This is a genomic window from Streptomyces sp. NPDC104581 (assembly GCF_055583685.1).
In genome coordinates, this window is record NZ_JBVJNN010000048.1 from 15,969 (window position 1) to 38,863 (window position 22,895).

Sequence of the window (22,895 nt, forward strand, 5' to 3'; positions counted from 1 at the left end):
GGCTCACCCATGGCCATCTACACACTCCCCGAACTCCCCTACGACTACGCGGCGCTCGAACCGGTCATCAATCCGCAGATCATCGAGCTGCACCACGACAAGCACCACGCCGCGTACGTGAAGGGCGCGAACGACACCCTGGAGCAGCTGGACGAGGCACGTGACAAGGAGTCCTGGGGTGCGATCAACGGACTCCAGAAGAACCTCGCGTTCCATCTGTCCGGCCATATCCTCCACTCGATCTACTGGCACAACATGACGGGCGACCACGGCGGCGGCGAGCCGCTGGCCGCCGACGGTGTGGGCGACCTCGCCGACGCGATCACCGCCTCGTTCGGCTCGTTCGCCGGCTTCAAGGCCCAGCTCACCAAAGCCGCGGCGACCACACAGGGCTCCGGCTGGGGCGTCCTGGCGTACGAGCCGGTCAGCGGCAGGCTGATCGTGGAGCAGGTCTACGACCACCAGGGCAACGTCGGCCAGGGATCGGTGCCGGTCCTGGTCTTCGACGCCTGGGAGCACGCCTTCTACCTCCAGTACAAGAACCAGAAGGTGGACTTCATCGAGGCGATGTGGCGCGTCGTGAACTGGCGGGACGTGGCGAAGCGCTACGCGGCGGCGAAGGAGCGGGACGACGTCCTGCTCCTGGCGCCCTGACCCGCCCCGGACGGCCCCGCCGCCACCCCCACAGACGTCCTGCTCGTGATCGTCTTCTCAGCCTTCACCTGCGGACGGAATGACGAAGGACCCCCGCGAGGACATGACTCGCGGGGGTCCTTCCACAGCGCCCCTGAGAACCGCGGCCGGCACGGCGAGGCGCGCCGCGCGGCCCGTGGGGCGGAGCACCGGTCAGTCGAAGACCGGGCCCTGCGTACGGGTGCGCTTGATCTCGTAGAAGCCGGGGATCGAGGCGACCATCAGCGTGCCGTCCCACAGCCGCGCGGCCTCCTCGCCCTTGGGGGCGGGGGTCACGACCGGGCCGAAGAAGGCGATCTGCTCGCCGTCGGAGCCGGGCACCGAGATCACCGGGGTACCGACCTCCTGGCCGACCTGGTCGATGCCCTCCTTGTGGGAGGCGCGCAGCTCGGCGTCGTAGGTGTCCTTGTCCGCGTAGTCGATGAGGTCGGCCGGCAGGCCGGCATCGGCCAGCGCCGCGACGAGGGTGGCCCGCTCGCTGCCCTCCCCGCGGTTGTGGATACGGGTGCCGAGGGCGGTGTAGAGCCTGCCGACGACCTCGTCGCCGTGCAGCTGCTGGGCGGCGATCACGACGCGGACCGGGGCCCAGGCGGCCTTCATGCTCTCCCGGTACCGCTCGGGAAGCTCGTCGAGCTTGTCCTCGTTCAGCACGGCCAGGCTCATGACGTGCCAGCTGACCTCGACGTCCCTGACCTTCTCGACCTCCAGCATCCAGCGGGACGTCATCCAGGCCCATGGACAGATCGGATCGAACCAGAAGCCGACGGGTGTCCTGGCACTCGTTTCACTCATGGGCGTGTCTCTCCTAGAAAAAGATCAGGCTGCGGTCCAACGATGGCGACGTACGGGGCAACACCGCCGGTCGCCGGAGTCATTCCCGGCAGCCGTCGGAGACGGTGCCCCGTGGGAGAATTCGAACCGTTGTAGGTAAAAACACGCACCTAGGAGTGTCCGTGCCCGGTGAGAACCTGTCCCGCGACGAGGCCCGTGAGCGGGCCGAGCTGCTGTCCGTCGACCGGTACGAGGTCGCGCTCGACCTGCGGTCGGCGGTCGGCGATGCGCCGGGCGACGCCTCGGGCGGTACGCCGGGCGACGCGCCGGACGGAGCACCGGCGGACGGGCCGGGCGCGCCCCGCACCTTCCGTTCGGTGACGACGATCCACTTCCGGTCGGTGCGGCCGGGCGTGGCGACCTTCGTCGATCTGGTGGCGCCGAGCGTGACGTCGCTGACCCTGAACGGCCGCCCGCTGGACCCGTCCGTCGTGTTCGACGGCTCACGCATCGCGCTGTACGGGCTGGCCGAGCAGAACGTGCTGGTCGTGGACGCGCGGTGCGCCTACAGCCGGACCGGCGAGGGCATGCACCGCTTCGTCGACCCGGAGGACGGCGAGGTCTATCTCTACACGCAGTACGAGCCCGCCGACGCGCGCCGTGTCTTCGCCAACTTCGAACAGCCCGACCTGAAGGCGCCGTTCACCTTCGAGGTGACCGCGCCGGCGGGCTGGACGGTGTGGAGCAACGGCGCGGCGACCGGGTCGGGCGCCGAGAGCGGGGTGTGGACGTTCGCCGGGACGAAGCCGATCCCGACGTACATCACGGCCGTCGTGGCGGGGCCGTACCACCAGGTCACCGATGTGTACCGGCGGGTGCTGCCCGACGGCTCCACGCTGGAGATCCCGCTCGGCGCGCTGTGCCGCAAGGGCCTCGCCCGGCACTTCGACGCCGACGACATCTTCCTGGTGACCAAGCAGGGCCTGGACTTCTTCCACGACAACTTCGACTATCCGTACCCCTTCGGGAAGTACGACCAGGCGTTCGTGCCGGAGTACAACATCGGCGCGATGGAGAACCCCGGCTGTGTGACCTTCCGGGAGGACTACGTCTTCCGGGGCAAGGTCACCCAGGCGTCCTACGAGCGCCGCGCGAACGTCATCCTGCACGAGATGGCGCACATGTGGTTCGGCGACCTCGTGACGATGCGCTGGTGGGACGACCTGTGGCTGAAGGAGTCGTTCGCCGACTTCATGGGCTCGCTGGCGCTGGCGGAGGCGACGCGCTTCACCAACGCGTGGGTCACCTTCGCCAACAACCGCAAGGCGTGGGCGTACCGCGCCGACCAGCTGCCGTCCACGCACCCGGTCACGGCCGACATCCGGGACCTGGAGGACGCCAAGCTCAACTTCGACGGCATCACCTACGCCAAGGGCGCGTCGGTCCTGAAGCAACTCGTCTCGTACGCGGGGCGCGAGGCGTTCCTGGAGGGCGCCCGGCGCTACTTCCAGCGGCACGCGTACGGCAACACCCGCCTCGGTGACCTGCTCTCCGTCCTGGCGGAGACGTCGGGGCGCGACATGGTGTCGTGGTCGCGTTCCTGGCTGGAGACGGCGGGCGTCAACTCGCTGACCCCGGCGGTCACCTACGACTCCTCCGGGCATGTGACGGAGCTGGCCGTGCTCCAGGAGGCGACCGAGTCGCATCCCGAACTGCGCCCGCACCGGGTGGCGGTGGGCCTGTACCGGCGCGAGAGCGTGGACGCCGAGCTGGTCAGGTACGCGCGCGCCGAGGTCGACGTCGACGGTCCGCGCACGGTCGTCACGGAGCTGGCCGGCGCCGAGCGGCCGGATCTGATCCTGGTCAACGACGACGACCTCACCTACTGCAAGATCCGCTTCGACGAGGGGTCGCTGGAGACGCTGCGCGAGCACCTGGGCGAACTCAGCGATCCGCTCGCGCGGGCGCTGTGCTGGTCGGCGCTGTGGAATCTGACGCGGGACGGGCTGATGCCGGCACGCGACTTCATCCGGCTGGTGCTGCGGTTCGCCGGGCGCGAGTCGGACATCGGCGTGCTCCAGCGGCTGCACGCCTGGGCCCAGGGCGCGCTGATCCACTACGCGGCGCCGCAGTGGCGCGAGGAGGGCGCGCGGGCGCTGGCGGAGGGCGCGCTGCGCGAGCTGCGGCTGGCCGGGCCGGGCAGTCAGCACCAGCTGACCTGGGCGCGGTTCTTCGCGTCGACGGCGACCTCCGACGCCGATTTCCAGCTGCTGCGGAGCCTGCTGGGGAGCACGGCGAAGATCGACGGCCTCGATGTCGACCAGGAGCTGCGGTGGAGCTTCCTGCGTCCGCTGGCCGCGCACGGTCTGGCGGACGAGTCCGTGATCGCGGCGGAGCTGGCCCGTGACGACACGGCGTCCGGCAGGCGCCACCAGGTGCGGTGTCTGGCCTCGCGTCCCTCCGAGGAGGTCAAGGCGACCGCGTGGGCGGACGTCGTCGAGTCCGACGCACTGTCGAACGCGCTGGTGGAGGCGACGATCGCGGGCTTCGCGCAGCCGGGGCAGCGGGAGTTGACCGCGCCGTACGCGGAGAAGTACTTCGAGATGATCGAACGGGTGTGGGCCGAGCGTTCGATCCAGATCGGCATGGATCTGGTGGAGGGGCTGTACCCGAGCCTCCAGGACCGGGAGGAGACGGTGCGCGACACGGACGCCTGGCTCGCGGCGCATCCGGACGCGCCACCGGCCCTGCGCCGTCTGGTACTTGAGGCACGGGACGATCTGGCGCGGGCGCTGGCGGCGCAGAGCTGCGACGCGACAGCGGCGGTGACAGCGGGCTGAGCGGGGCGGGGCGGGGGTGCTCTCGGACGGACCTCGCGGGACCCGGGGGCGTGTCCGAAAGCGCCCCGCCTGATCGGCAATCGAACGTCCGTACTTTAGGACGGGCTTGTCCCGATTCGCCGACGGACTCGTAACAGCGGTTAGCGGGTGGGCCGTTCATGGGGAGGCCCCGGACATGAACAACTCCCCCCTCTCCCGCGGCGGCGGGACACCTTCCCCGCCCTCCCCCCGCCCGCTCAGCCACCTCGTGGGCACGCAGCGGCGCGTCCTGTCCACCACCCAGTTGCGCGAGCACGGTGTGGGCGCGGCGAGCGCCGCCGCGCGGTGCGTGCCCGGGGGCCCCTGGCGGCAGTTGCTGCCCGGGGTCTTCCTGCTCCATCAGGGGCCGCCGACCAGCGAGGAGCGCCTGCACGCGGTCCTGCTGTACGCGGAGCGCCGCCCGGACGTGCCGGTGCGGCCCGCCGGCCCCGGTACCGGCGCGCCCCGCGACATCGCCATGATCACCGGGCTCGCCGCGCTCGCCCTGCACGGCCTCCCGTCGGCCCCCGCGCTGACCGCGCTGGACCACTTCGACGTACTGGTCCCCCGGACCCGCCGGCTGCGCTCCACCGGCTGTGTCCGCATCGTGCGCGCCCACGCGCTGCCGGCCGCGCGGCGGATCACCGGCCTGCCGGTGGCCCCGGTCGCACGCGCCCTGGCCGACGCGGTCGCCGGGCTCACCGACCCGGCCGCGGTCCGCCTTCTGCTCACCGAGGCCGTACGCCACGGCCACTGCGAACCGGCTTCCGTCGTGAGGGAGTTGAGTCAGGCCCGGCTGCTGTCCCGGCCGCAGGTCGCGGAGGCGGTGGACTCGCTGCTCGCCGCCGGACGGGCCGTCGCCGAAGGACGGCTCTACGAGATGGTGCGGACGTACGGGCTCCCGGAGCCGCTCTGGTACGTCGATCTGCGACTGCCGGGCGGCCCGCACCTCGGCGGTGTCGACGCCTACTGGCCCGGCCACGCGGTCGCCGTGGAGCTGGACACCCGCGCACCGCGCCGCGGCGGGGCCCCGCAGGACGACATCGTCCACTCCGAGTCCGGCCGCAAGCGCGAACTCCTGGAGCGCCTCGGCATCACGGTGGTCCATCTGACACCCCGCGAACTGCGGGACTCGGCCGAACTCCAGGCGACGGTGGTCCGCACGGCCCTTCTCACCTCCGCCGACCGCGAGCCCCCGGCCCGGGTGGTCGTGCTGCCGAGGTGACGGCGCGGGTCACCGACGGGCCGAAGAAGGCCCGGATATGGGGTGGTTGGTCCTCGATGGCGGAGGCCGCGCGCTGGCGGATGTGCGCCACCGGGACTTCACCACACCGACAGCTCTCCACAAACCCTGGTCATTTACGCAAAGCTGAGCGGTCATCCGGTACCGAATTCCGGACTGTCTCTTTCACAACCAGGGATGCTGATGACCTCCGAATCCGAGAGCTCCATATCCGGGCCGAGACGCGTGGCTCGGGTCGCCGCCGCCACGGGCCTGGCCGCAGCGCTGATAGCCACCGGCGCGCTGCCCGTCTTCGCCGCTCCGGCTGCCGACGACCCGGCCGCCTCCGCACCTGTGAAACCCGCCAAGTCCGCCTCCGAGAAGCTCGGTTCGGACGACGTCGACCTGCTCGACAAGGCGGTGGCCGAGGGTGAGAAGAACGTCACCGTGATGGTGGCCACGGCCCCCGGCCAGACCGAGCAGGTCTCCGACCAGTTCGACGCCGTGTCAGGCGCCGTGGTCGGCAAGACGTACGACAAGCTCGGCTACGTACGGGCCACCCTGCCCACCGGCAAGGCCGAGGCCGCGCTCAAGGCGGCCGGGAAGCTCTCCTCCGTCCACGGCATCGACCTCAAGCACGAGATCGAGCTGGACGACCCGACGCCCGCCGCCGACACGGTGAAGGGCGCCGCGAAGGCCGCGGGCTCGAAGGCCGCGACCGCGCCCGGCGCGAACACCCCGGCGAAGAACCCGTACAACCCGTCCTTCGAGACGGGCGCGGTCGACTTCGTCAAGCAGAACCCCAAGGCGGACGGCCGCGGGGTCACCATCGGCATCCTCGACTCGGGCGTCGACCTGGGCCACCCGGCGCTCCAGAAGACCACCACCGGCGAGCGCAAGATCGTCGACTGGGTCACGGCGACGGACCCGGTCAACGACGGCGACGGCACCTGGCGCCCGATGCAGCTCGACGTCAAGGGCCCGTCGTTCACGGTCAACAACCGCACGTACACGGCCCCCGCCGGCAACTACAAGTTCAACCTCTTCGCCGAGTCCGCCACGCTCGGCGGCGACATGGCCGGGGACCTGAACCGCGACGGCGACACCACCGACGTGTGGGCGATGCTGTACGACCCGGGCACCCGGACCGTGCGCATCGACCTCAACAACGACGGCAAGTTCGGCAACGACACGGTGATGAAGCCGTACAAGAACGGCTTCCAGGTCGGCTACTTCGGCGAGGACGACCCGAAGACCGAGATCGTCGAGCGCATCCCGTTCGTCGTCGAGGTCCGCCAGGACGTCGTCAACAACTCGGGCGTCAAGTCCGACTACGTCAACATCGGTGTCATCGAGGGCTCGCACGGCACCCACGTCGCCGGTATCACCGCGGCGAACAGCCTGTTCGGCGGCAAGATGAACGGCGCGGCGCCCGGCGCCAAGCTGGTCTCCTCGCGGGCCTGCACCTGGAGCGGCGGCTGCACGAACATCGCCCTCACGGAGGGCATGGCCGACCTCGTCATCGAGCGCGGTGTGGACATCGTCAACATGTCCATCGGCGGTCTGCCGGCGCTGAACGACGGCAACAACGCCCGCGCCGAGCTGTACACGCGGCTCATCGACACCTACGGCGTCCAGCTGGTGATCTCCGCGGGCAACTCCGGCCCGGGCCTCAACACCATCGGCGACCCTTCCCTGGCCGACAAGGTCATCTCGGTCGGCGCCTCGATCTCCAAGGAGACGTGGGCGGCCAACTACGGCTCGGTCGTGTCGAAGAAGTACGACATGCTGCCGTTCTCGTCCCGCGGTCCGCGTGAGGACGGTGGCTTCGCGCCGATCATCTCGGCCCCCGGCGCCGCCATCAACACCACGCAGACCTGGTCGCCCGGCGGCCCCGTCGCCGAGGCCGGCTACCAGCTGCCGCCCGGCTACTCGATGCTCCAGGGCACCTCGATGGCCTCCCCGCAGGCCGCGGGCGCGAGCGCGCTGCTGCTGTCGGCCGCCAAGCAGAAGGGGATCGAGCTGGCCCCCGCGAAGCTGCGGACGGCTCTCACCTCCACCGCCACCAAGATCGCCGGCAAGCAGGCTCACGAGCAGGGCGCTGGTCTCATCGACATCGTCGGCGCCTGGGACGCGATCAAGGACGGCGCCAAGGCGCACGAGTACGGCGTCAAGGCTCCGGTCGACACCGCGATCGACTACGCGCTGAAGACGCCGGGCTTCGGCACGGGCCTGTACGACCGCGAGGGCGGCCTCCAGGCCGGCAAGGCCCGGACGTACGACATCACCGTCACCCGCACCACCGGCCCCAAGAGCCTGGTGGAGCACCAACTCAACTGGAAGTACAACGACGGCACCTTCAAGCTGCTGAGCGGCAAGAAGGTCAAGCTGCCGAAGAACAAGGCCGTCACCGTCACCGTGCAGGCCAAGGCCGACCAGGCGGGCGCGCACAGCGCGATCCTGGAGCTGGACGACCGCTCCACCACGGGCGTGGACAAGCAGATCCTCGCCACGGTGGTCGTCTCCAAGAAGCTGGCGAAGCCCTCGTTCACGTACTCGTCGCTGGGCTCGGTCGAGCGCAACGGCACCGAGTCGTACTTCGTCACGGTCCCCGAGGGTGCCAAGTCCCTCGAGGTCGCCCTCGGCGGACTGGCCGACGGCAGCCAGACCCGCTTCATCAGCCTGCACCCGTACGGGACGCCGGTCGACCCGACCTCGACCGTCAACTGCTACCCGAACTACTCGAACCCGGCCAACACCTGCCGTCCGGACCTGCGGTCCTACAGCGACCCGCAGCCCGGCGTCTGGGAGGTCGAGGTCGAGTCGCGTCGCACGTCGCCGCTGCTGAACAACCCGTACAAGCTCGATGTCGCCGTTCTGGGCGTCGAGTTCGACCCGGCGGTCAGCACGCTCCCCGAGGCCGAGACCGGCACGCCGGCCCCGGTCGAGTGGACCGTCACCAACAAGTTCGCCGCCCTCGACGGCAAGCTCGCGGGCGGCTCGCTCGGCTCGGCGAAGGTCGACCGGCCCTCGATCGGCCATGGCGAGGAGAAGGAGACCACCGTCACCCTCGGTGAGGGTGTCGAGCGGCTCGACGTGGCCATCGGCGGCGTCTCGGACCAGTCGGCGGACCTGGACCTCGCGGTCCTCAGGGACGGCGTGCTCGTCGGCCAGTCGGCCGACGGCGACTCCGAGGAAGCCGTCAGCCTGGTCAAGCCGGCGGCCGGTGAGTACACCTTCGTGGTGGTCGGCTACTCGGTCCCGGCCGGGACCACCGAGTACGACTACCGCGACGTGTTCTACTCGGCGTCGCTCGGCAAGGTCACCGTCGGCGACGCCCCGGTGAAGCTCGCCAACGGCGCGTCGGCGGAGGTCTCCGCCGAGGTGACGGTGGCCGGCGCGGCTCCGGAGGGCCGGCAGTTCTTCGGCGAGGTCCGGCTGCTGAACGCGCGCGGTACGGCCGCGGGCAGCGGCAGTGTCGTGATCGAGAAGGTCCTGCCGTAACGGCGTAACGCTCCCCGTACACCTCACGGGAGCGTTCACGTGGCAGAAGGGGGCGGGCGTCCGTACGGGCGCCCGCCCCTCACGTGTGCCCGCCCCGCCGTGTGACCCATGACGCACCCGTCCCGACCAGCGGAATGGATTGGACAAGCCGGGCTCGGGGAGACGCATCATGGACACGGCACCCGGGCCGCATGTACGTACGGAGGAATCCCTGTGAAGGTCGGAATCGTCGGAGCCACCGGTCAGGTCGGCACAGTCATGCGCACCATCCTGGCCGAGCGGGACTTCCCGGCCGACGAGCTGCGGCTGTTCGCCTCCGCGCGCTCCGCGGGCTCCACCATCGAGTGGCGGGGTGAGCCGGTCACCGTCGAGGACGCCTCCACCGCCGACTACACCGGCCTGGACATCGTGCTCTTCTCCGCGGGCGGCGCCACCTCCAGGGCGCTCGCCGAGAAGGTGGCGGCCCAGGGCCCCGTCGTGATCGACAACTCGTCCGCCTGGCGCGGTCACCCCGAGGTCCCGCTGGTGGTCTCCGAGGTCAACCCGCACGCGGTCGCCGACCGCCCCAAGGGCATCATCGCCAACCCGAACTGCACCACGATGGCCGCGATGCCCGTGCTGCGCCCGCTGCACGCCGAGGCGGGCCTGGTCGCGCTCGTCGCCACCACCTACCAGGCCGTCTCCGGCTCGGGTCTCGCGGGCGTCGCCGAGCTGCACGACCAGGCCCGCAAGGTCGTCGAGACCGCCGACCGGCTGACCTTCGACGGCGAGGCCGTGGAATTCCCCGAGCCCGCTGTCTACAAGCGCCCGATCGCCTTCAACGTGCTGCCGCTGGCGGGCTCGATCGTGGACGACGGCTCCTTCGAGACGGACGAGGAGCAGAAGCTCCGCAACGAGTCCCGCAAGATCCTGGAGATCCCGGAGCTGAAGGTCTCCGGGACGTGTGTGCGCGTGCCGGTCTTCTCCGGGCACTCCCTCCAGGTGAACCTGCGCTTCGAACGCCCGATCGGTGTGGAGCGCGCGTACGAGCTGCTGAAGGACGCCCCCGGCGTCGAGCTGTCCGAGATCCCCACCCCGCTCCAGGCCGCCGGCAAGGACGCCTCCTACGTAGGGCGCGTCCGCGTCGACGAGACGGTGGAGAACGGCCTCGCGCTGTTCGTCTCCAACGACAACCTGCGCAAGGGCGCGGCGCTGAACGCGGTGCAGATCGCGGAACTGGTCGCGGCGGAGCCGCGCGGCGACAACTGACGCGTCGCGCCACCACCCGCCCCCGACGGGCCGGGGCGTCCGACGGGCGACCCCGGCCCGTCGGGGGCGGGTGTCGCAGTCGGCGGGGAGGTGTTCCCCGGCTTCGTCGGGCCCGGCGCGGTGCGATCCGCGGGCGGTGCTCCCGCCGGGGAGGGACAGCAGCCGCAGGGCGCGGATCCAGGGGGACGGCGGCACGGCGTCCTGCCCACGCCGCCGGTGATATCTTCCAGGGCACGGCGGTCCGTGGCGTTACCGCCTGGAACCGGGGGGTGCCACCATGACGCCGTATCTGCCGCGCTCGGCCACCGGGTCGGGGTTGCCGCTCTTCTGCCTGCCCTGCGCGGGCAGCGGCGCGTCCGCCTACCGTGGGTGGCAGCAGACACTGGACGAGCTCGGCTCCGGGCTGCAAGTGCTTCCGGTGCAGTTGCCGGGCCGTGAGGAGCGGGCTCACGAGCGCCGGTTCACCGAGGTCTCGGCCCTGGTCGAGGAGTTGGACGAGCAGCTCGACGCCGCCCTCGCCCGGCCTCACCTGCTGTACGGGCACAGCATGGGCGCGTTCGTCGCCCACGCCCTGGTGCTGCGGCGGCAGCGGCGCGGTGCGCTCTTGCCGCGGGCACTCGTGCTCAGCTCCCACCGCGCCCCGCACGTGCCTCCCAACCGCGTCCTGGATCCCGGCGCCGACGACCAACTGCTGGCCACGCGGCTCGCCCAACTGGGCGGCATCCCGCCCGAGCTGGCCGGCCGGCGCGGGTTCCGGTCCAGGCTTCTGCCGCTGATCCGGGACGATCTTCGGCTCTGCTCCACCACCCTGCCCGTGGCGGAGACCGAGCCCCTGCGCGTGCCGCTGCACCTGTTGGTCGGCGCCCGCGATCAGCTGGTGCCGGTGGCCGCGATGGAGGCGTGGTCCGCGCACGGCGGCCTGGGCAGCGAGCTGCGCACGATGCCCGGCGGACACTTCTTCGTCCGCACCCACGAGGACGCCCTGCTGCGCCACCTGGCCTCGGTCGCAGACCGGTACCGCGCTGTTCCTGCCGGTGTCCTGCCCCGTCACCCGGCAGGACACCGGACGCACGGGACACCGGGTCCAGGGCAGGAGACCGAAGCGTGCGCGAGGTGAGCGCCCCGCGGGGAACGGCGGTACGGCGCGAGGCGGCCGTCACGGTCGGCGAGGTGTGCGCTACGGGCGTCCGGGCCGGGACGGACCCGGCCCCCGGCCGGTCCGTCGCGCGTCCGCGCGCACCGGGGCCGACGGCGCGCGGCAATGCGTTCTCCGCCGCCCCGTACGGACTCGCACCCCGTCAGCGCGAGGTCACCCTCCTCGTCGACGAGGAAATGACGAACCGCCGGATCAGCTCCGCGCCGGTCGTCTCGGAGTGGACCGTGCCCAGCCACCGGTGTGCCGTCACGCGGAAGCCGGGTTGCGGCAACCCGGTGCACGTGGTGGGTCCCCTCGCGCGGGCCCGGGGGTGAGCGTGCAGACACACGGAGGCGTACGCCTGTGGACGGGCCGCGCACCGGACACCGCCGCGGCCGGAGACGTGGCCCTGCTGGACGAGCTGGAACAACGCCGCTTCGAGAAGTACCGGGACCCGGTCACGGCCGCCCACTACGCCGGCGCCAGGGCCGCGATCCGGCGTACGGTCGCGCGCTGGCACGGTGTCCGGCCGGCCGAGGTGGTGTGGGGCAGGGGGCGATGCCCGGGCTGCGGCAGCGCACGGCATGGCCCGCCGCTCATCCGCGCGCCCCGCACCGACTGGCGGGTGAACTCGTCACGCTCCGGCGCGTGGTGGATGCTCGCCCTCTCCCACTCGGTACCTGTCGGTGTGGACATCGAGTACCGCCGCCCGCTCGCGGTGCCCGCCGTGGTGCGCCGCTGCCTCGGCGCCGAGGAGCGCGCCTACGTCGCCGCGGAGCCGGAGGGCCCGGCGCGCGACGAGGCGCTGATGCGCTGCTGGGTACGGAAAGAGGCCGTGGCCAAGGGCTGGGGCGTCGGGCTCGGCACCGACCTGGCCCGCCTGGCGGTCCGTCCGGACCGGCCCGGCGCGGTTCTGGAGCGTACGCGGGCGCAGGGCGCGGCCGGGAGGGAGCTGTGGGTGGTCGAGGACGTGCCGGCCGGAGCGGACTGCCTGGCCGCGCTCGCCCGCCCCGCCGGACCGTCCGGGCCACTGGTGGTCCAGCCGCCGGAGCCCGGGGTGTGGCGCGGGGATGACACCGCGGTCGCCGAGGGGCTCGGGGCAGGCTGAAGGGGCGGGGAAACGAGCCGCCGGCTCCCGGGTGTCGTTCCGGGGCCGGCGGTCGGAGTGACCGGTCGTCAGAAGACCAGCGGTCCAGGCGTCTGCTTGGAGACGGCCGTGCACGTGTTCGGCACGCCCAGAATGTTGAGGCTGAGCGACACGTCACCGGAACCGGCGGCCGGGATGTACGAATCGAGGCTGTCACCGGCGACGACCGGCGCGGTCAGCGGGCCGACGGTCAGCGGCTGGCCGGCGGGCGTCGCCTCGTTGGCGGTACCGGTGAAGTCCACCGTGCCACCGGCGGCCCTCTCCAGGCGCAGGGTGGCGGTGACTGAGTCGGCCGGAATGTCGGCCGGAGCGAGGCCGCCGCTGGTGGACACCTTGACGGAGCCGACGCCGCCCGAGGCGGAAGCCTCGATCTCCAGGTCGGTGACCCCGAACGCGCCGCAGTCGTACGTCGCGCTCACGGTCTGCGCCGCGCCGGGGACCGCGGAGGCCGGGGAGGCAAGGGCCATCCCGCCGAGCAGCGCGGCAGCGGCGGCAGCGGTGGCTGCCTGGATGATCCGACTCATGTCTCTTCCTCTTCTCACTGGTGAAAGGGGTGCTGAGGCGTGTGGGAACCGGCCACCCCCGCGGGGGTGGCCACGGGTGTGCTCGGGCCGGTGGACATGGCGGAGCCCGTCCGGGCCGACCCGCTCGGTCACTCGCGCACACCCCCCGCCCGCCAGTGCACGGCCGCCGCTCCGGCGAAGTCCCCGGCATGGGCGAAGCCGGCCAGCATCAGCAGGCTGCCGTCCGCGACCCGCCCCTCGCGGATGCCGTGGTCAAGCGTGATGGGGACGCCCGCACCGAAAAGGTTCCCGAATCGGTCGAAGGTGTCCAGGTGGCGCTCCTGAGGAATGGAGAGCCGCTCCTGCCACTGCTTCAAGAACATCCGGTTGGGCTGGTTGGTGATCAGCAGGTCGATGTCGTCGGTCTTGAGGTCGAGTTGCTCGCACACCCGGCCCACCACCTCCGGGACGAGCCGGTTGCCCCGCTCGACGATGTCCGACACCTTGTCGGGGGTGAACCCGACATGCATCTGGCTCTCCCCCGCCTCCCAGTACTTGCGGCCGTCGTGGAGTGTGAGGCCGCAGTCACGGGTGTAGTCGCCGCGGTTGGTCACCGCGACACCGAGCACCGGCGACTCGTCGGAGGCGGCCAGGTAGGCGGCGGCGCAGCCGTCCCCCGGGATGACGGCCTCCGGGAGCTTACGCACCTCGGACTGGGTCATCACCGGGCCCGCGCTGTTCTGGACGTTGAACAGCAGCGCGGAGTTCGCCTGGCCCGAGGCGATCAGGGCTCTGCCGAGCCGGAGCATGTGCACGAAGGAGGCGCAGCCGCCGTTGTGGGCGTCCAGCACCCAGTCGGCCCGGACTCCGAGCCGGTGGGCGACCTCGGCGCCCGGCCCGGTGAACGGCACCTCCGGCAGGAGTGTGTTGGTGATCACCGCGTCGGCACCCCGGAGCGCGTCCCTGCCGATCCGTTCCGCGAGGAGCGCGCCGGCCTTCTCCATCATGTCCGCGGGAGTCTCGTCGCGGGACACCTGGTGCCGGTGGCTCGGCGCCTTGAACATGGTGCTTCCGGCCAGCTCACCGTCGTTCCCCTGGTACGGGAGGAAGTAGTCCGTACCCACCGGATCCCCCGGCATGTAGGAGGCGAGTTCGAGCAGACTCACCGTCCTCATGCGGTGGTTCCGTGGCGGAGTTCGAGGATCGTCTTGAGGTTGTCGATCTCTATCTTGTGCCCGGCGTAGAAGAGGCCCCAGGTGTCACCGACCCAGGGGCGCTCGGGGCTGGAGGCCAGCTCGGGGTGCGGGTTCTTGTCGTAGTTCGGGTGGTGGCAGTTGGTCCAGATGACCACTGAGCCGCGCTTGCCCAGCACGGTCTCGGCCGAGATGATCCGGTGGATGTAGACCATCCACAGTTCCTCGCCCTGGTCCCAGGCGCACTTCATGTCCACGGTGAGTGCGTCCGGGTTGCCGTCGATACGCAGGAAGATCTTGGTCTCGTCGTCGAGCAGGGTGTCGCGGCCCTGGTAGAGGCCGGGGGTGCCGGTAGGCGCGAAGTCACGGGTGCTGTAGGTGTATTCGTTGAGGTTGCGCTCGTCGGTCAGGTAGTCGTAGACGGCCTGCGGCGGTGCGTCGATGTACTGGTGGACGGTCACGAACTCGCCGTACACCTCGTCGTAGCTGAAGGCCTCCTTGGTCAGCTTGCCCGCGTGTGCGAACGCCTCCTCCCGGGGCGTGGTCTCCCAGCGCAGCAGCCCGGGAACGTCCTTGAGGTCGCTGGGGACCGCGGGAGGCGGGGTGTAGCCGACGGTGGGGTCGTTGTGCGTCGGGGCGGTGGTCATCCTGGTACAACTCCTAGATTGGCGGGCCGGTTGGAACCGGCGGCGATGACGTGCTGGAAGGGGCGGAAGGGGGGCACCTCGGCCGGATCGACCTCGATGCAGATCAGTGCGGGCGCGCGGGTGGCGTGGACCCGTTCGAGCGCCGCGCGCAATTCGTCGGCGCTACGGGGTGTCACCGCGTCCAGACCGGGGAACATGGCCGCCATGCCGTCGCCGATCCGGGCCGGGCGGAAGAGGTTGTAGGAGTAGTCGCCCGCGTAGAACAGCATCTCCCGGGTGTAACACATGCCGTGGGACTGGTTGTTGAAGATCACGAAGGTGACAGGCAGCTGGTGCTCGATCGCGGTGTGCACCTCCATGCCGTGCATGAAGAACGCCCCGTCGCCGGCCACCACACAGGTGCGCCGCCCGGTGGCGAACGCGGCACCGATCGCGGCACCGAAACTGTGGCCCATGCCGCCCATGCCCATGGCGGTGATGAACCGGCCGCCCGGGGGCAGGCCCACATGGTTGAGCGCGACCGCGCCGGTGTTGCCCGCGTCGCTGACCACGATGGAGCGCTCGGGGAGGACCTCGCCGATCACGCGGGCCGCTGCCACCATGTCCAGCGCCTCCGTCGGGGTGTCCGGCACCACCGTGGCCGGCTCGGGCGCCGCCGTCACGTCCACCGGTGCGAGCCCGGGCCGACGCAGGTCGTCCGCCGGAGCCCTTGCGGCGCCGCCGGACTCCTGCCCCGCGGTGGGCGCGAGCAGTTCCCCGGTCAGCGTCGTCATCTCCTCGGCCAGGTCCCCGGTGAGCCGCACCAGGTCCTCGTGCGGCTCCAGGAACGGGGCCCTGGGGTCGAGGCAGACGACCGGTACGCCCTTGAGGTGATCGTGCAGCCCGGCCCCCGCCATCTGCGGCAGCCGGGTGCCGACCAGCAGGACGGCGGAAGCCTGCTCCACCGCTGCCTGCACCTGTGCGCTGCCGATCACTCCGGCGATGCCGAGATGACGGGGGTCCCGGTCGTCGAAGACGTCCTTGGCGTCCGGTGCCACCGCGACGCGCGCCTCCAGCGCTTCGGCCAGAGCGGCCAGTTGGGGCCGGGCATCCGCTCTGGCCACGCCCTCGCCGGCGATCACCGCCACGCCGTGCCGTGCCACGGCCGAGCGCAGCAGGGCCACCGCCCGCGCGCGGTCGGCGTCCGCGGAGCGCGGGCGGGCTGCGCGGGTCGGCGCCCCGGGCCTGCTCCACGATTCGATTACGGCCTGCTGGATGTCCTTGGGCAGCAGCAGAACGGCTGGTCCGGGCTCGGACAGCGCGGCGGCGAAGGCCCGCGGCAGCTCCTCCGTGATCGCCTCCGGGTCGGTCACCCGTACACAGTGCACGGCGATCTCCGCGAACAGCCGGGCCGCGTCGATCGAGCCCGCGAGCCCGCTGGTCTCCTGGAAGGACCCGCGACCGTCCAGTGACAGGGGCGGCTGGCCGATGAGCGCGAGGGCCGGTACGTGGGAGGCCCGCAGTTCGGCCAGTCCGGGAACCAGGTTCATGGCACCGGCACCGGAGGTGGAGGCGATCACGGGCATCCGCTGGGCCGCACGGTGATAGCCGTCCGCCATCGTGGCGGCCGAGAACTCGTGTTTCGCGACCACGCCGAGCGGGCCGTCCACCGAGAGGTGAAGCGCGTCGTAGAGGTCCTCGATATTGGCGCCACCGACTCCGAAGACATGCCGAACTTCCTGGCACCTCAAGAAATCGACGATGAAGTCGACCACACGGGATTCGCTTCTCATAAGACCGTTCTTTTCTGAGGCGGTGGTCCACTTATTTGAATTTCAGCGGCACAGCATCGGCAAGTGACACCTGTCTGCCATCCGCCAGGAAGGAACGACATGGCAGGGATTTGCCATGCGATGTGCTATGTGCCGTTCGCCCGGCCGGGTTAGCTTCCTTCAATCGCGATCAATCGAGAGGAAAAATCCGTGATCACCGTCGAAACCGTGTGCACCCTCATAGCGAAGAAGCTCGGCAAGAAGGCCGCCGACCTTTCTCTCGACGCTGACACCGCCTTCGACTCGGTTGGCCTCTCCAGCCTCCAGATCGCCGACATCGTCTACACGATCGAGGACGACGCCGAGGTCGAACTGGACCCGAGCCAGGCGGCCAGCGTCAAGACGGTCGGCGATCTCGTCAACCTGATCGAGACGACCCGGGCCGCCGGTGCGACCACGTGAGCACGACCGCATACCGGGGTGCCACCGCTGAGGCCATCCGGCACCACTACGATGTCTCCAACGACTTCTACGCGCTGTGGCTGGACCGGTCCCTCACGTACACCTGCGCCCTGTGGGCGGAGCCCGTACTCGGCACAGAGGCTGCGCCGGACGACCTGGAGACGGCGCAGGCACGCAAGCTGGACTATCTGATCGAGGGGGCGCGCGCCGTCGGCACACGGCGCGTCCTCGACGTGGGATGCGGATGGGGCAGCGTGCTGAGCCGGCTGACGCAGGTGCACGGCGTCCAGCAGGCGGTGGGCCTCACGCTCAGCGACAGTCAGGCCGCTCTCGCCGAGTCGGCCGGCATCCCCGGGGCCGAGATCCGCGTGGAGAACTGGCGCGACCATCATCCGGCCGAGCCCTACGACGCCATAATCTCGATCGGCGCCTTCGAGCACTTCGCCCGCACCGGGCTCTCGCGCGCCGAACGCGTGGCGGCCTACCGGGAGTTCTTCGAGCGCTGCTTCGAGTGGCTGCCGCCGCGCGGCCGCCTCGCCCTCCAGACGAACGTCAAGGGCAACAATACGGTGATGGACAAGGCAACCGTGCGGGAGCTGATGTTCATCATCGAGACCATCTTCCCGGAATCCGAAATTCCGGCTCTCTCGGAGGTGGTCGAGGGGAGCGAGAAGCTCTTCGACGTCGTCTCCCTGCGCAACGACCCAGACCACTACAGCCGGACCTGCGCGGAATGGCTGCATCGACTCAGGAACAACCGGGAGGCGGCCGTCCGGTTCTCCAGCGAGGAGAACGTTGCCAACTACGAGAACTACCTGGAGGCGAGTGTCAGGCATTTCCAGAATCGCCATCTGGGACTGTCGAGAATTATTTTTCAGAAGGGGCGCTGAGTGACTAGCCGAAAGCATGTCGTCTACTGGCACGAGACGGAGCCGGTCGTCCCCGAGCCACCGCTGCGTGAGAACGCGGACTGCGACATCGCCATCGTCGGCGGCGGTTACACCGGGCTGTGGGCCGCGCACTTCCTCAAGGAGGCCGAGCCCGCGCTCGACATCCGCGTCATCGAGGCCGAGTACGCCGGGTACGGGGCGTCCGGCCGGGCGGACGGCTTCGTCACGCCGACCATCGGCAAGGACATCCAGGGCCTGGTCAGGACGTTCGGTACGCGCCGCAGCCTGGAGGCGTCCCAGGCGGTAGGGCGCTCCGTGCTGGAGATCGGCCGCTTCGCCCGCCGCAACAAGATCGACGTCGAGTACGAGGCCAACGACTACCTGATGGTGGCCACCACCCAGGCGCAGTTGAAGCGGCTGCGCGCGGACCGCGAGCTCGCCGGCACCATCGCCGGCCGGGAGCAGCCGCCCCTCCTCTCGGCGGCCCAGGCTCGTGAGGTGATCGGCTCCCCGGCCGTGCTGGGAGCCACCCGCACCGGCGGCGCGCTGGTCAATCCGTTCAAACTGGCCCGCGGGGTGGCCCGCGTGATCAAGGAACGGGGGGTGGTGATCCACGAGAACACCCCGGTCCTGGAAGTGCGGCCCGGGGTACGGCCGCAGGTGGTCACTCCCGGGGGCACGATCACCGCCGACAAGGTGATCGTCGCCGCCAACGCACTCCAGTCCACCTTCCAGCAGTTCCGCAACAAGACGGTGCCGCTGTGGAGTTACGCGATGGTGAGTGAACCGCTCACCGAGGAGCAGCTCGGCCGCGTCGACTGGGCGGGCCGCGAGGGCATGGTCGAGGCCAAGACGTTCCTGACCTGTGCCCGCTTCACCGCCGACAACCGCCTGCTGTGGGCGGGCGGCCCCGCCTTCTACTTCTGGGGCCGGGACACCCGTCGGCGGCGGATGAACGACCAGCGCGCCTATCGCGCTCTCTTCGAGGAGTTCGGCCGGTTCTTCCCCATGTGGCGGGACCTGCGGTTCACCTACACCTACGGCGGCGTCATGGACATCACCCGTGACTACGCCCCGCACTTCGGCTCGCTGCCGGGCGGCAACATCTTCTACGGCTACGGATTCAACGGCAACGGCATCGCCGCCACCCACACCGGCGGCAAGGTGCTGCGGGACCTGGTCCTGGGCAAGGACTCGGACTTCTCCCGCTTGCTCTACGTGGACGACGCGCAGCGCTCGGCACGTGCCTTCCCGCCGGAGCCCCTCCTGTTCATCGGGGCCCGCGCCACCGCACGCCTGATGGAGTGGAAGGAGTCCCGGGCATGAGCACGAACCGCACCGTACTGCTGACGGGGGCCGCCGGAGTCGTCGGCCGGGCGATCCTGCGAGAGGCCCCGGGCCGCCCCCTCCGGCTGATCTCGATGGTCCGGCCCGGGGGCAGCGCACTGCCCGCCGAGGCGGAGGAACAGCTCACCGCCGACCTGGCCGAACCACGCTTCGGGCTGGACGAGGACAGCTACCGGACGCTGGTCCGCGACGTGGACACCGTCATCCACTCGGCCGGGCTGACCGAGTGGGGCCTGCCGGACGAGCGCTACCGGCCGGTCAACGTGGAGGGCACCCGCCGGGTGATGGAGTTCGCCGAAACGGCCGGCGCGACGGTGCACTTCATGAGCACCGCATTCGTCGCCGCGCTGTCGGCGGGCGCGCCGCACCGGCTCAGCGAGACCAACGTCACCACCAACTACGTCCGCTCCAAGCTCCGTTCCGAACAGCTGCTGCGCGACAGCGGTCTGCCGCACACCGTCTTCCGGCCGACCAATCTGATCGGCGACTCCCTGACCGGCTGGACATCCCGGGGGCAGATCGTCCAGCTCATGTCGGACTGGATCTGCCGCGGGCGGGCGCCGTTCCTCCCGGTGCACCGCGGCAACCGGATCGATGTCGTCCCCCAGGACCTGCTCGCCAAGGCGGTACTGCGCTGCGTCGAACTGGACGAGAACAGCGGGGAGTTCTGGGTGACCTACGGCGAGGAGGCGATGGACATGGAGACCGCGGTCGAGGTGTGCGCCAAGCACGCCTCCTCACTCGGGCGCCCTCTCACCCCGCCGCCGGTCACCGATCCCGACACCCTCGACCCCGAGGAGCTGCGCCGGCTGCCCCCGCTGGCCCGCTCCTACCTCTCGGTGTTGCGCGACGTCAGCGAGGTCACCCGGTGCGGAGGCGGCGTACTGCCCACCTCCATGCCCGAGTTGCGTGAGCGCTACGGCCTGCCGCACATCGCGGACACGGAGGCCTACGCGCGGACCCTCGCCTACGCTTCCGCCCACCTCAGCTAGCGAGCCGAAAGGACACTCTGTGGACCAGGACATGCACCAGGAGTGGCAGCCGCCCCGACTGGAGAAGACCGTCGCCGTGGTCACCGGAGCCAGCAGGGGGGTGGGACGCGGCATCGCCCTCGCTCTGGGCAGCGCCGGCGCGACGGTGTACGTGACCGGGCGCAGCACCCGCACCACCGGGCGCACCGAGGATCTGCCGGGAACGGTGGACGACACGGCCGAGGAGGTCACCGCCCGCGGCGGCACCGGCATCGCGGTGCGCTGCGACCACCGCTCCACCGACGACAACCAGGCGCTGGCCGACCGCGTCGCGGCCGAGCACGGCTCCCTCGACCTGCTGGTGAACAACGCCTGGGCCGGCTACGAGCGTTCCGCCGACATCCGCTTCGACGCCCCTTACTGGAAGCAGCCGATGTGGCGGTACGAGCTGTGCGAGGGCTCGCTGCGCGCCCAGTACGACGTGACCAGGCTGCTCACCCCGCTGATGACGGAGCAGCAGAGCGGGCTGATAGTCGGCATCGGCTTCACCGATGGCGACATCTACCTGGGCCAAGCCGCCTACGACGTGTTCAAATCGGCGAGTGACCGGATGAGCAGGGCGTTCGCCGCGGACCTGCGCAAGCAGCGGGTCGCGGCACTGTCGGTGCACCCCGGATTCGTACGCACCGAGCGCGTGGAGGCGGCCTGGGAGGCGCTCGGCGACGGACCCGCCGCCGTCGTCCACTCCCCCGAGTACGTGGGTCGCGCGATCGCCCACCTGGCCGCCGACCCACAGGTGCTGGAACGCTCCGGCCAGGTGCTCTCGACCGGTGACCTGGCCGAGGAGTACGGGTTCAACGACATCGACGGCCGGCGACTGCCCGCCTTCCGCCTGGAGGGACGGATGAGCCTCGCCACCCGTATGGACCGGCTGAACCGGGTCATCAGCCGTACCGGTACCTCCTGACCTCCTCGGCACCATCCCGCTGTCCCGCGGCACAGCACAACGCACCCGACGTGAAGGAATCTCAATGAGCAGGGGAACAGTCCGGCCCACCAAGGGCCCCCCGACCGGCGCGGCAGGCAAGGCGGCCGGACTCGCGCTCGCGGTCACCTGCGGTGCGCAGTTCATGGTCATCATCGACGACACCGTCGTCGCCATGGCGCTGCCGACCATCCGCGACGAACTCGGCTTCGAGCGGGCCTCGCTGGCCTGGGTCGTCGACGCCTACATGCTGCTGTTCGGCGGCTTCCTGGTGCTCGGCGGCCGCTGCGCCGACCTGTTCGGCCCCCGTCGCGTGTTCCTCACCGGGCTGAGCGTCTTCACCCTCGCCTCGCTCGGGTGCGGGCTGGCCAACTCACCGGAAACGCTGATCGTGGGCCGCGGGGCCCAGGGGTTCGGCGCGGCGCTGCTGAGTCCGGCCGCCCTGACCATCCTCATCACCGTCTTCAGCGAGGCCAAGGAGCGGCGCAGGGCGCTGGGTATCTGGGGCGGGCTCACCGGCATATCCGGTGTCTCCGGGGTGCTGCTGGGCGGCGTCATCACCGATCTGATCGACTGGCGATGGGTGTTCTTCGTGAACATCCCCATCGGCATCCTGCTGTTCGCCCTCACGCTGCGGCCCGCGCTCGCCGACCGCGCCGAGCGGCCCGCGAAGCGGCCCTCCACCGACGGCACCGGGGCTGTGCTCATCACGGGCGCGCTGCTGCTCCTCGTCTACACCGTCATCAGCACCAACCACCGGCCGTGGGGATCCGCGGAGACCGTGGGCGGTCTGATCGGCTCCGCGGTGCTGCTGGCCGCGTTCGTGGTGCGGGAGCAGCGCGCCGACGAACCGCTGATCCGGCTCGGCCTCTTCGCCAACCGGCAGATCGCCACCGCCAACGTCATGATGCTGCTCGCGGCCTCGGGGCTGTACGGGATCTTCTTCTTCCTGACCCAGTACATGCAGAACCTGCTGGACTGGTCGCCGCTGAAGGCGGGTGTCTCCTGGGCACCGTTCGGCGTCACCATGGCGGTCTTCTCCGGGATCGCGATCCAGCTGCTGCCGAAGGTGGGCAGCCGTGTGCTGTGCCTCGTCGGCCTCGGTTCGGCGACCCTCGGGCTCGGGCTGCTGCTCAGGACACCGCTGGACGCGTCGTACGCGGCGGATCTGCTGCCGACCCTGCTGCTGTGCGCGGCGGGTTACGGGCTGGCCATGGTGCCGCTGGTGGTGGCGGCCGTCAGCGGAGTGCCCAAGGCGGACTCCGGGGCGGCCTCCGGGGTGCTCAACACCGGCCAGCAGATCGGCGGCGCGATCGGACTCGCCGTCCTGGCCACCCTGGCGAGCAGCCGGCTGGATGACGAGGTCTCCTCCGGCGCCGCTCTGCCGGACGCGCTGCTGACCAGCTTCCACTCGGCGTTCCTGCTCGGAACGGTGCTCACCGGGTGTGCCGCGCTGCTGTCACTCGCACTGCCCGCGCTGCGCACCGAGTTCGACCCGGAGACCACCTCGGGCGTCTGAATCCCGCAAGCCCGCGCCCCTGTCGGCCCGACAGGACGACCACGCGCCA

General features: G+C 70.7%; 19 protein-coding genes. 14 read left to right on the forward strand and 5 right to left on the reverse strand.

The annotated features are described in order from the left end of the window. The first annotated feature begins 9 nt into the window (after positions 1-9). A complete protein-coding gene (locus ACZ61E_RS28375) occupies positions 10-654 on the forward strand; it encodes a superoxide dismutase (RefSeq protein WP_469702846.1) in 645 nt (214 codons plus the stop codon). A gap of 192 nt (positions 655-846) precedes the next feature. Here the strand turns inward: ACZ61E_RS28375 and ACZ61E_RS28380 are convergent, their stop codons facing one another. After that, positions 847-1,485, reverse strand: a complete 639-nt coding sequence (locus ACZ61E_RS28380; protein ID WP_469702847.1) for a mycothiol-dependent nitroreductase Rv2466c family protein — start codon at positions 1,483-1,485, stop codon at positions 847-849. A gap of 161 nt (positions 1,486-1,646) precedes the next feature. Here ACZ61E_RS28380 and pepN point away from each other — a divergent pair, with 161 nt between their 5' ends. From pepN to ACZ61E_RS28415, 7 genes are all read left to right on the forward strand, one after another. Next, a complete protein-coding gene (gene pepN, locus ACZ61E_RS28385) occupies positions 1,647-4,304 on the forward strand; it encodes an aminopeptidase N (RefSeq protein ID WP_469702848.1) in 2,658 nt (885 codons plus the stop codon). 175 nt (positions 4,305-4,479) lie between these two features. Next, positions 4,480-5,547: a hypothetical protein gene (locus ACZ61E_RS28390; RefSeq protein ID WP_469702850.1), complete on the forward strand. Its 1,068-nt coding sequence runs from the start codon at positions 4,480-4,482 to the stop codon at positions 5,545-5,547. 195 nt (positions 5,548-5,742) lie between these two features. Beyond that, positions 5,743-9,048 (forward strand): S8 family serine peptidase, encoded by a 3,306-nt coding sequence (locus ACZ61E_RS28395; RefSeq protein ID WP_469702852.1) that lies wholly within the window; start codon positions 5,743-5,745, stop codon positions 9,046-9,048. Between the two features lie 213 nt (positions 9,049-9,261). Beyond that, complete coding sequence (locus tag ACZ61E_RS28400) at positions 9,262-10,296, forward strand: aspartate-semialdehyde dehydrogenase (RefSeq protein ID WP_469702854.1); 1,035 nt, start codon at positions 9,262-9,264, stop codon at positions 10,294-10,296. Between the two features lie 277 nt (positions 10,297-10,573). Further along, positions 10,574-11,413: a thioesterase II family protein gene (locus ACZ61E_RS28405; protein ID WP_469702856.1), complete on the forward strand. Its 840-nt coding sequence runs from the start codon at positions 10,574-10,576 to the stop codon at positions 11,411-11,413. Further along, entirely contained in the window at positions 11,401-11,766 is a 366-nt protein-coding gene (locus ACZ61E_RS28410; protein ID WP_469702858.1) for a hypothetical protein, read from the forward strand. The genes ACZ61E_RS28405 and ACZ61E_RS28410 overlap by 13 nt, the downstream gene beginning before the upstream one ends. 2 nt (positions 11,767-11,768) lie before the next feature. Continuing rightward, the gene (locus ACZ61E_RS28415; protein ID WP_469702859.1) at positions 11,769-12,539 is read left to right on the forward strand and encodes a 4'-phosphopantetheinyl transferase family protein; all 771 of its coding nucleotides are present in this window, start codon (positions 11,769-11,771) and stop codon (positions 12,537-12,539) included. Between the two features lie 68 nt (positions 12,540-12,607). Here ACZ61E_RS28415 and ACZ61E_RS28420 read toward each other — a convergent pair whose 3' ends face one another. From ACZ61E_RS28420 to ACZ61E_RS28435, 4 genes are all read right to left on the reverse strand, one after another. After that, positions 12,608-13,102, reverse strand: a complete 495-nt coding sequence (locus tag ACZ61E_RS28420; protein ID WP_469702860.1) for a hypothetical protein — start codon at positions 13,100-13,102, stop codon at positions 12,608-12,610. A gap of 128 nt (positions 13,103-13,230) precedes the next feature. Next, a complete protein-coding gene (locus ACZ61E_RS28425) occupies positions 13,231-14,256 on the reverse strand; it encodes a 3-oxoacyl-ACP synthase III family protein (RefSeq protein ID WP_469702862.1) in 1,026 nt (341 codons plus the stop codon). Then, positions 14,253-14,921: an SRPBCC family protein gene (locus ACZ61E_RS28430; RefSeq protein WP_469702864.1), complete on the reverse strand. Its 669-nt coding sequence runs from the start codon at positions 14,919-14,921 to the stop codon at positions 14,253-14,255. The genes ACZ61E_RS28425 and ACZ61E_RS28430 overlap by 4 nt, the downstream gene beginning before the upstream one ends. Further along, positions 14,918-16,693: a thiamine pyrophosphate-binding protein gene (locus ACZ61E_RS28435; protein WP_469702865.1), complete on the reverse strand. Its 1,776-nt coding sequence runs from the start codon at positions 16,691-16,693 to the stop codon at positions 14,918-14,920. Before ACZ61E_RS28435 ends, ACZ61E_RS28430 begins: the two co-directional genes overlap by 4 nt. 189 nt (positions 16,694-16,882) lie before the next feature. Between ACZ61E_RS28435 and ACZ61E_RS28440 the strand changes: the two genes are divergently transcribed. The 6 genes from ACZ61E_RS28440 to ACZ61E_RS28465 all read left to right on the forward strand — a co-directional run bounded on the left by ACZ61E_RS28440 (position 16,883) and on the right by ACZ61E_RS28465 (position 22,846). Then, positions 16,883-17,134, forward strand: coding sequence for an acyl carrier protein (locus ACZ61E_RS28440; protein ID WP_469702866.1), 252 nt, complete (start codon positions 16,883-16,885; stop codon positions 17,132-17,134). Continuing rightward, on the forward strand, positions 17,131-18,024 hold the full coding sequence (locus tag ACZ61E_RS28445) for a class I SAM-dependent methyltransferase (RefSeq protein WP_469702868.1): 894 nt from the start codon (positions 17,131-17,133) through the stop codon (positions 18,022-18,024). The genes ACZ61E_RS28440 and ACZ61E_RS28445 overlap by 4 nt, the downstream gene beginning before the upstream one ends. Then, positions 18,025-19,350, forward strand: a complete 1,326-nt coding sequence (locus ACZ61E_RS28450; protein ID WP_469702869.1) for an NAD(P)/FAD-dependent oxidoreductase — start codon at positions 18,025-18,027, stop codon at positions 19,348-19,350. After that, positions 19,347-20,363, forward strand: a complete 1,017-nt coding sequence (locus tag ACZ61E_RS28455) for an SDR family oxidoreductase (RefSeq protein ID WP_469702870.1) — start codon at positions 19,347-19,349, stop codon at positions 20,361-20,363. Before ACZ61E_RS28450 ends, ACZ61E_RS28455 begins: the two co-directional genes overlap by 4 nt. A gap of 19 nt (positions 20,364-20,382) precedes the next feature. Beyond that, positions 20,383-21,309, forward strand: coding sequence for an SDR family NAD(P)-dependent oxidoreductase (locus tag ACZ61E_RS28460; protein WP_469702872.1), 927 nt, complete (start codon positions 20,383-20,385; stop codon positions 21,307-21,309). Between the two features lie 64 nt (positions 21,310-21,373). After that, a complete protein-coding gene (locus ACZ61E_RS28465; RefSeq protein WP_469702873.1) occupies positions 21,374-22,846 on the forward strand; it encodes an MFS transporter in 1,473 nt (490 codons plus the stop codon). Positions 22,847-22,895 lie beyond the last annotated feature (49 nt).

Bases quoted from the DNA above. Each gene is read 5' to 3' on its own strand.
- ACZ61E_RS28375 (WP_469702846.1), top strand. From the start codon at position 10: ATGGCCATCTACACACTCCCCGAACTCCCCTACGACTACGCGGCGCTC.
- ACZ61E_RS28380 (WP_469702847.1), bottom strand. From the start codon at position 1,485: ATGAGTGAAACGAGTGCCAGGACACCCGTCGGCTTCTGGTTCGATCCG.
- ACZ61E_RS28390 (WP_469702850.1), top strand. From the start codon at position 4,480: ATGAACAACTCCCCCCTCTCCCGCGGCGGCGGGACACCTTCCCCGCCC.
- ACZ61E_RS28395 (WP_469702852.1), top strand. From the start codon at position 5,743: ATGCTGATGACCTCCGAATCCGAGAGCTCCATATCCGGGCCGAGACGC.
- ACZ61E_RS28405 (WP_469702856.1), top strand. From the start codon at position 10,574: ATGACGCCGTATCTGCCGCGCTCGGCCACCGGGTCGGGGTTGCCGCTC.
- ACZ61E_RS28420 (WP_469702860.1), bottom strand. From the start codon at position 13,102: ATGAGTCGGATCATCCAGGCAGCCACCGCTGCCGCCGCTGCCGCGCTG.
- ACZ61E_RS28425 (WP_469702862.1), bottom strand. From the start codon at position 14,256: ATGAGGACGGTGAGTCTGCTCGAACTCGCCTCCTACATGCCGGGGGAT.
- ACZ61E_RS28430 (WP_469702864.1), bottom strand. From the start codon at position 14,921: ATGACCACCGCCCCGACGCACAACGACCCCACCGTCGGCTACACCCCG.
- ACZ61E_RS28435 (WP_469702865.1), bottom strand. From the start codon at position 16,693: ATGAGAAGCGAATCCCGTGTGGTCGACTTCATCGTCGATTTCTTGAGG.
- ACZ61E_RS28455 (WP_469702870.1), top strand. From the start codon at position 19,347: ATGAGCACGAACCGCACCGTACTGCTGACGGGGGCCGCCGGAGTCGTC.
- ACZ61E_RS28465 (WP_469702873.1), top strand. From the start codon at position 21,374: ATGAGCAGGGGAACAGTCCGGCCCACCAAGGGCCCCCCGACCGGCGCG.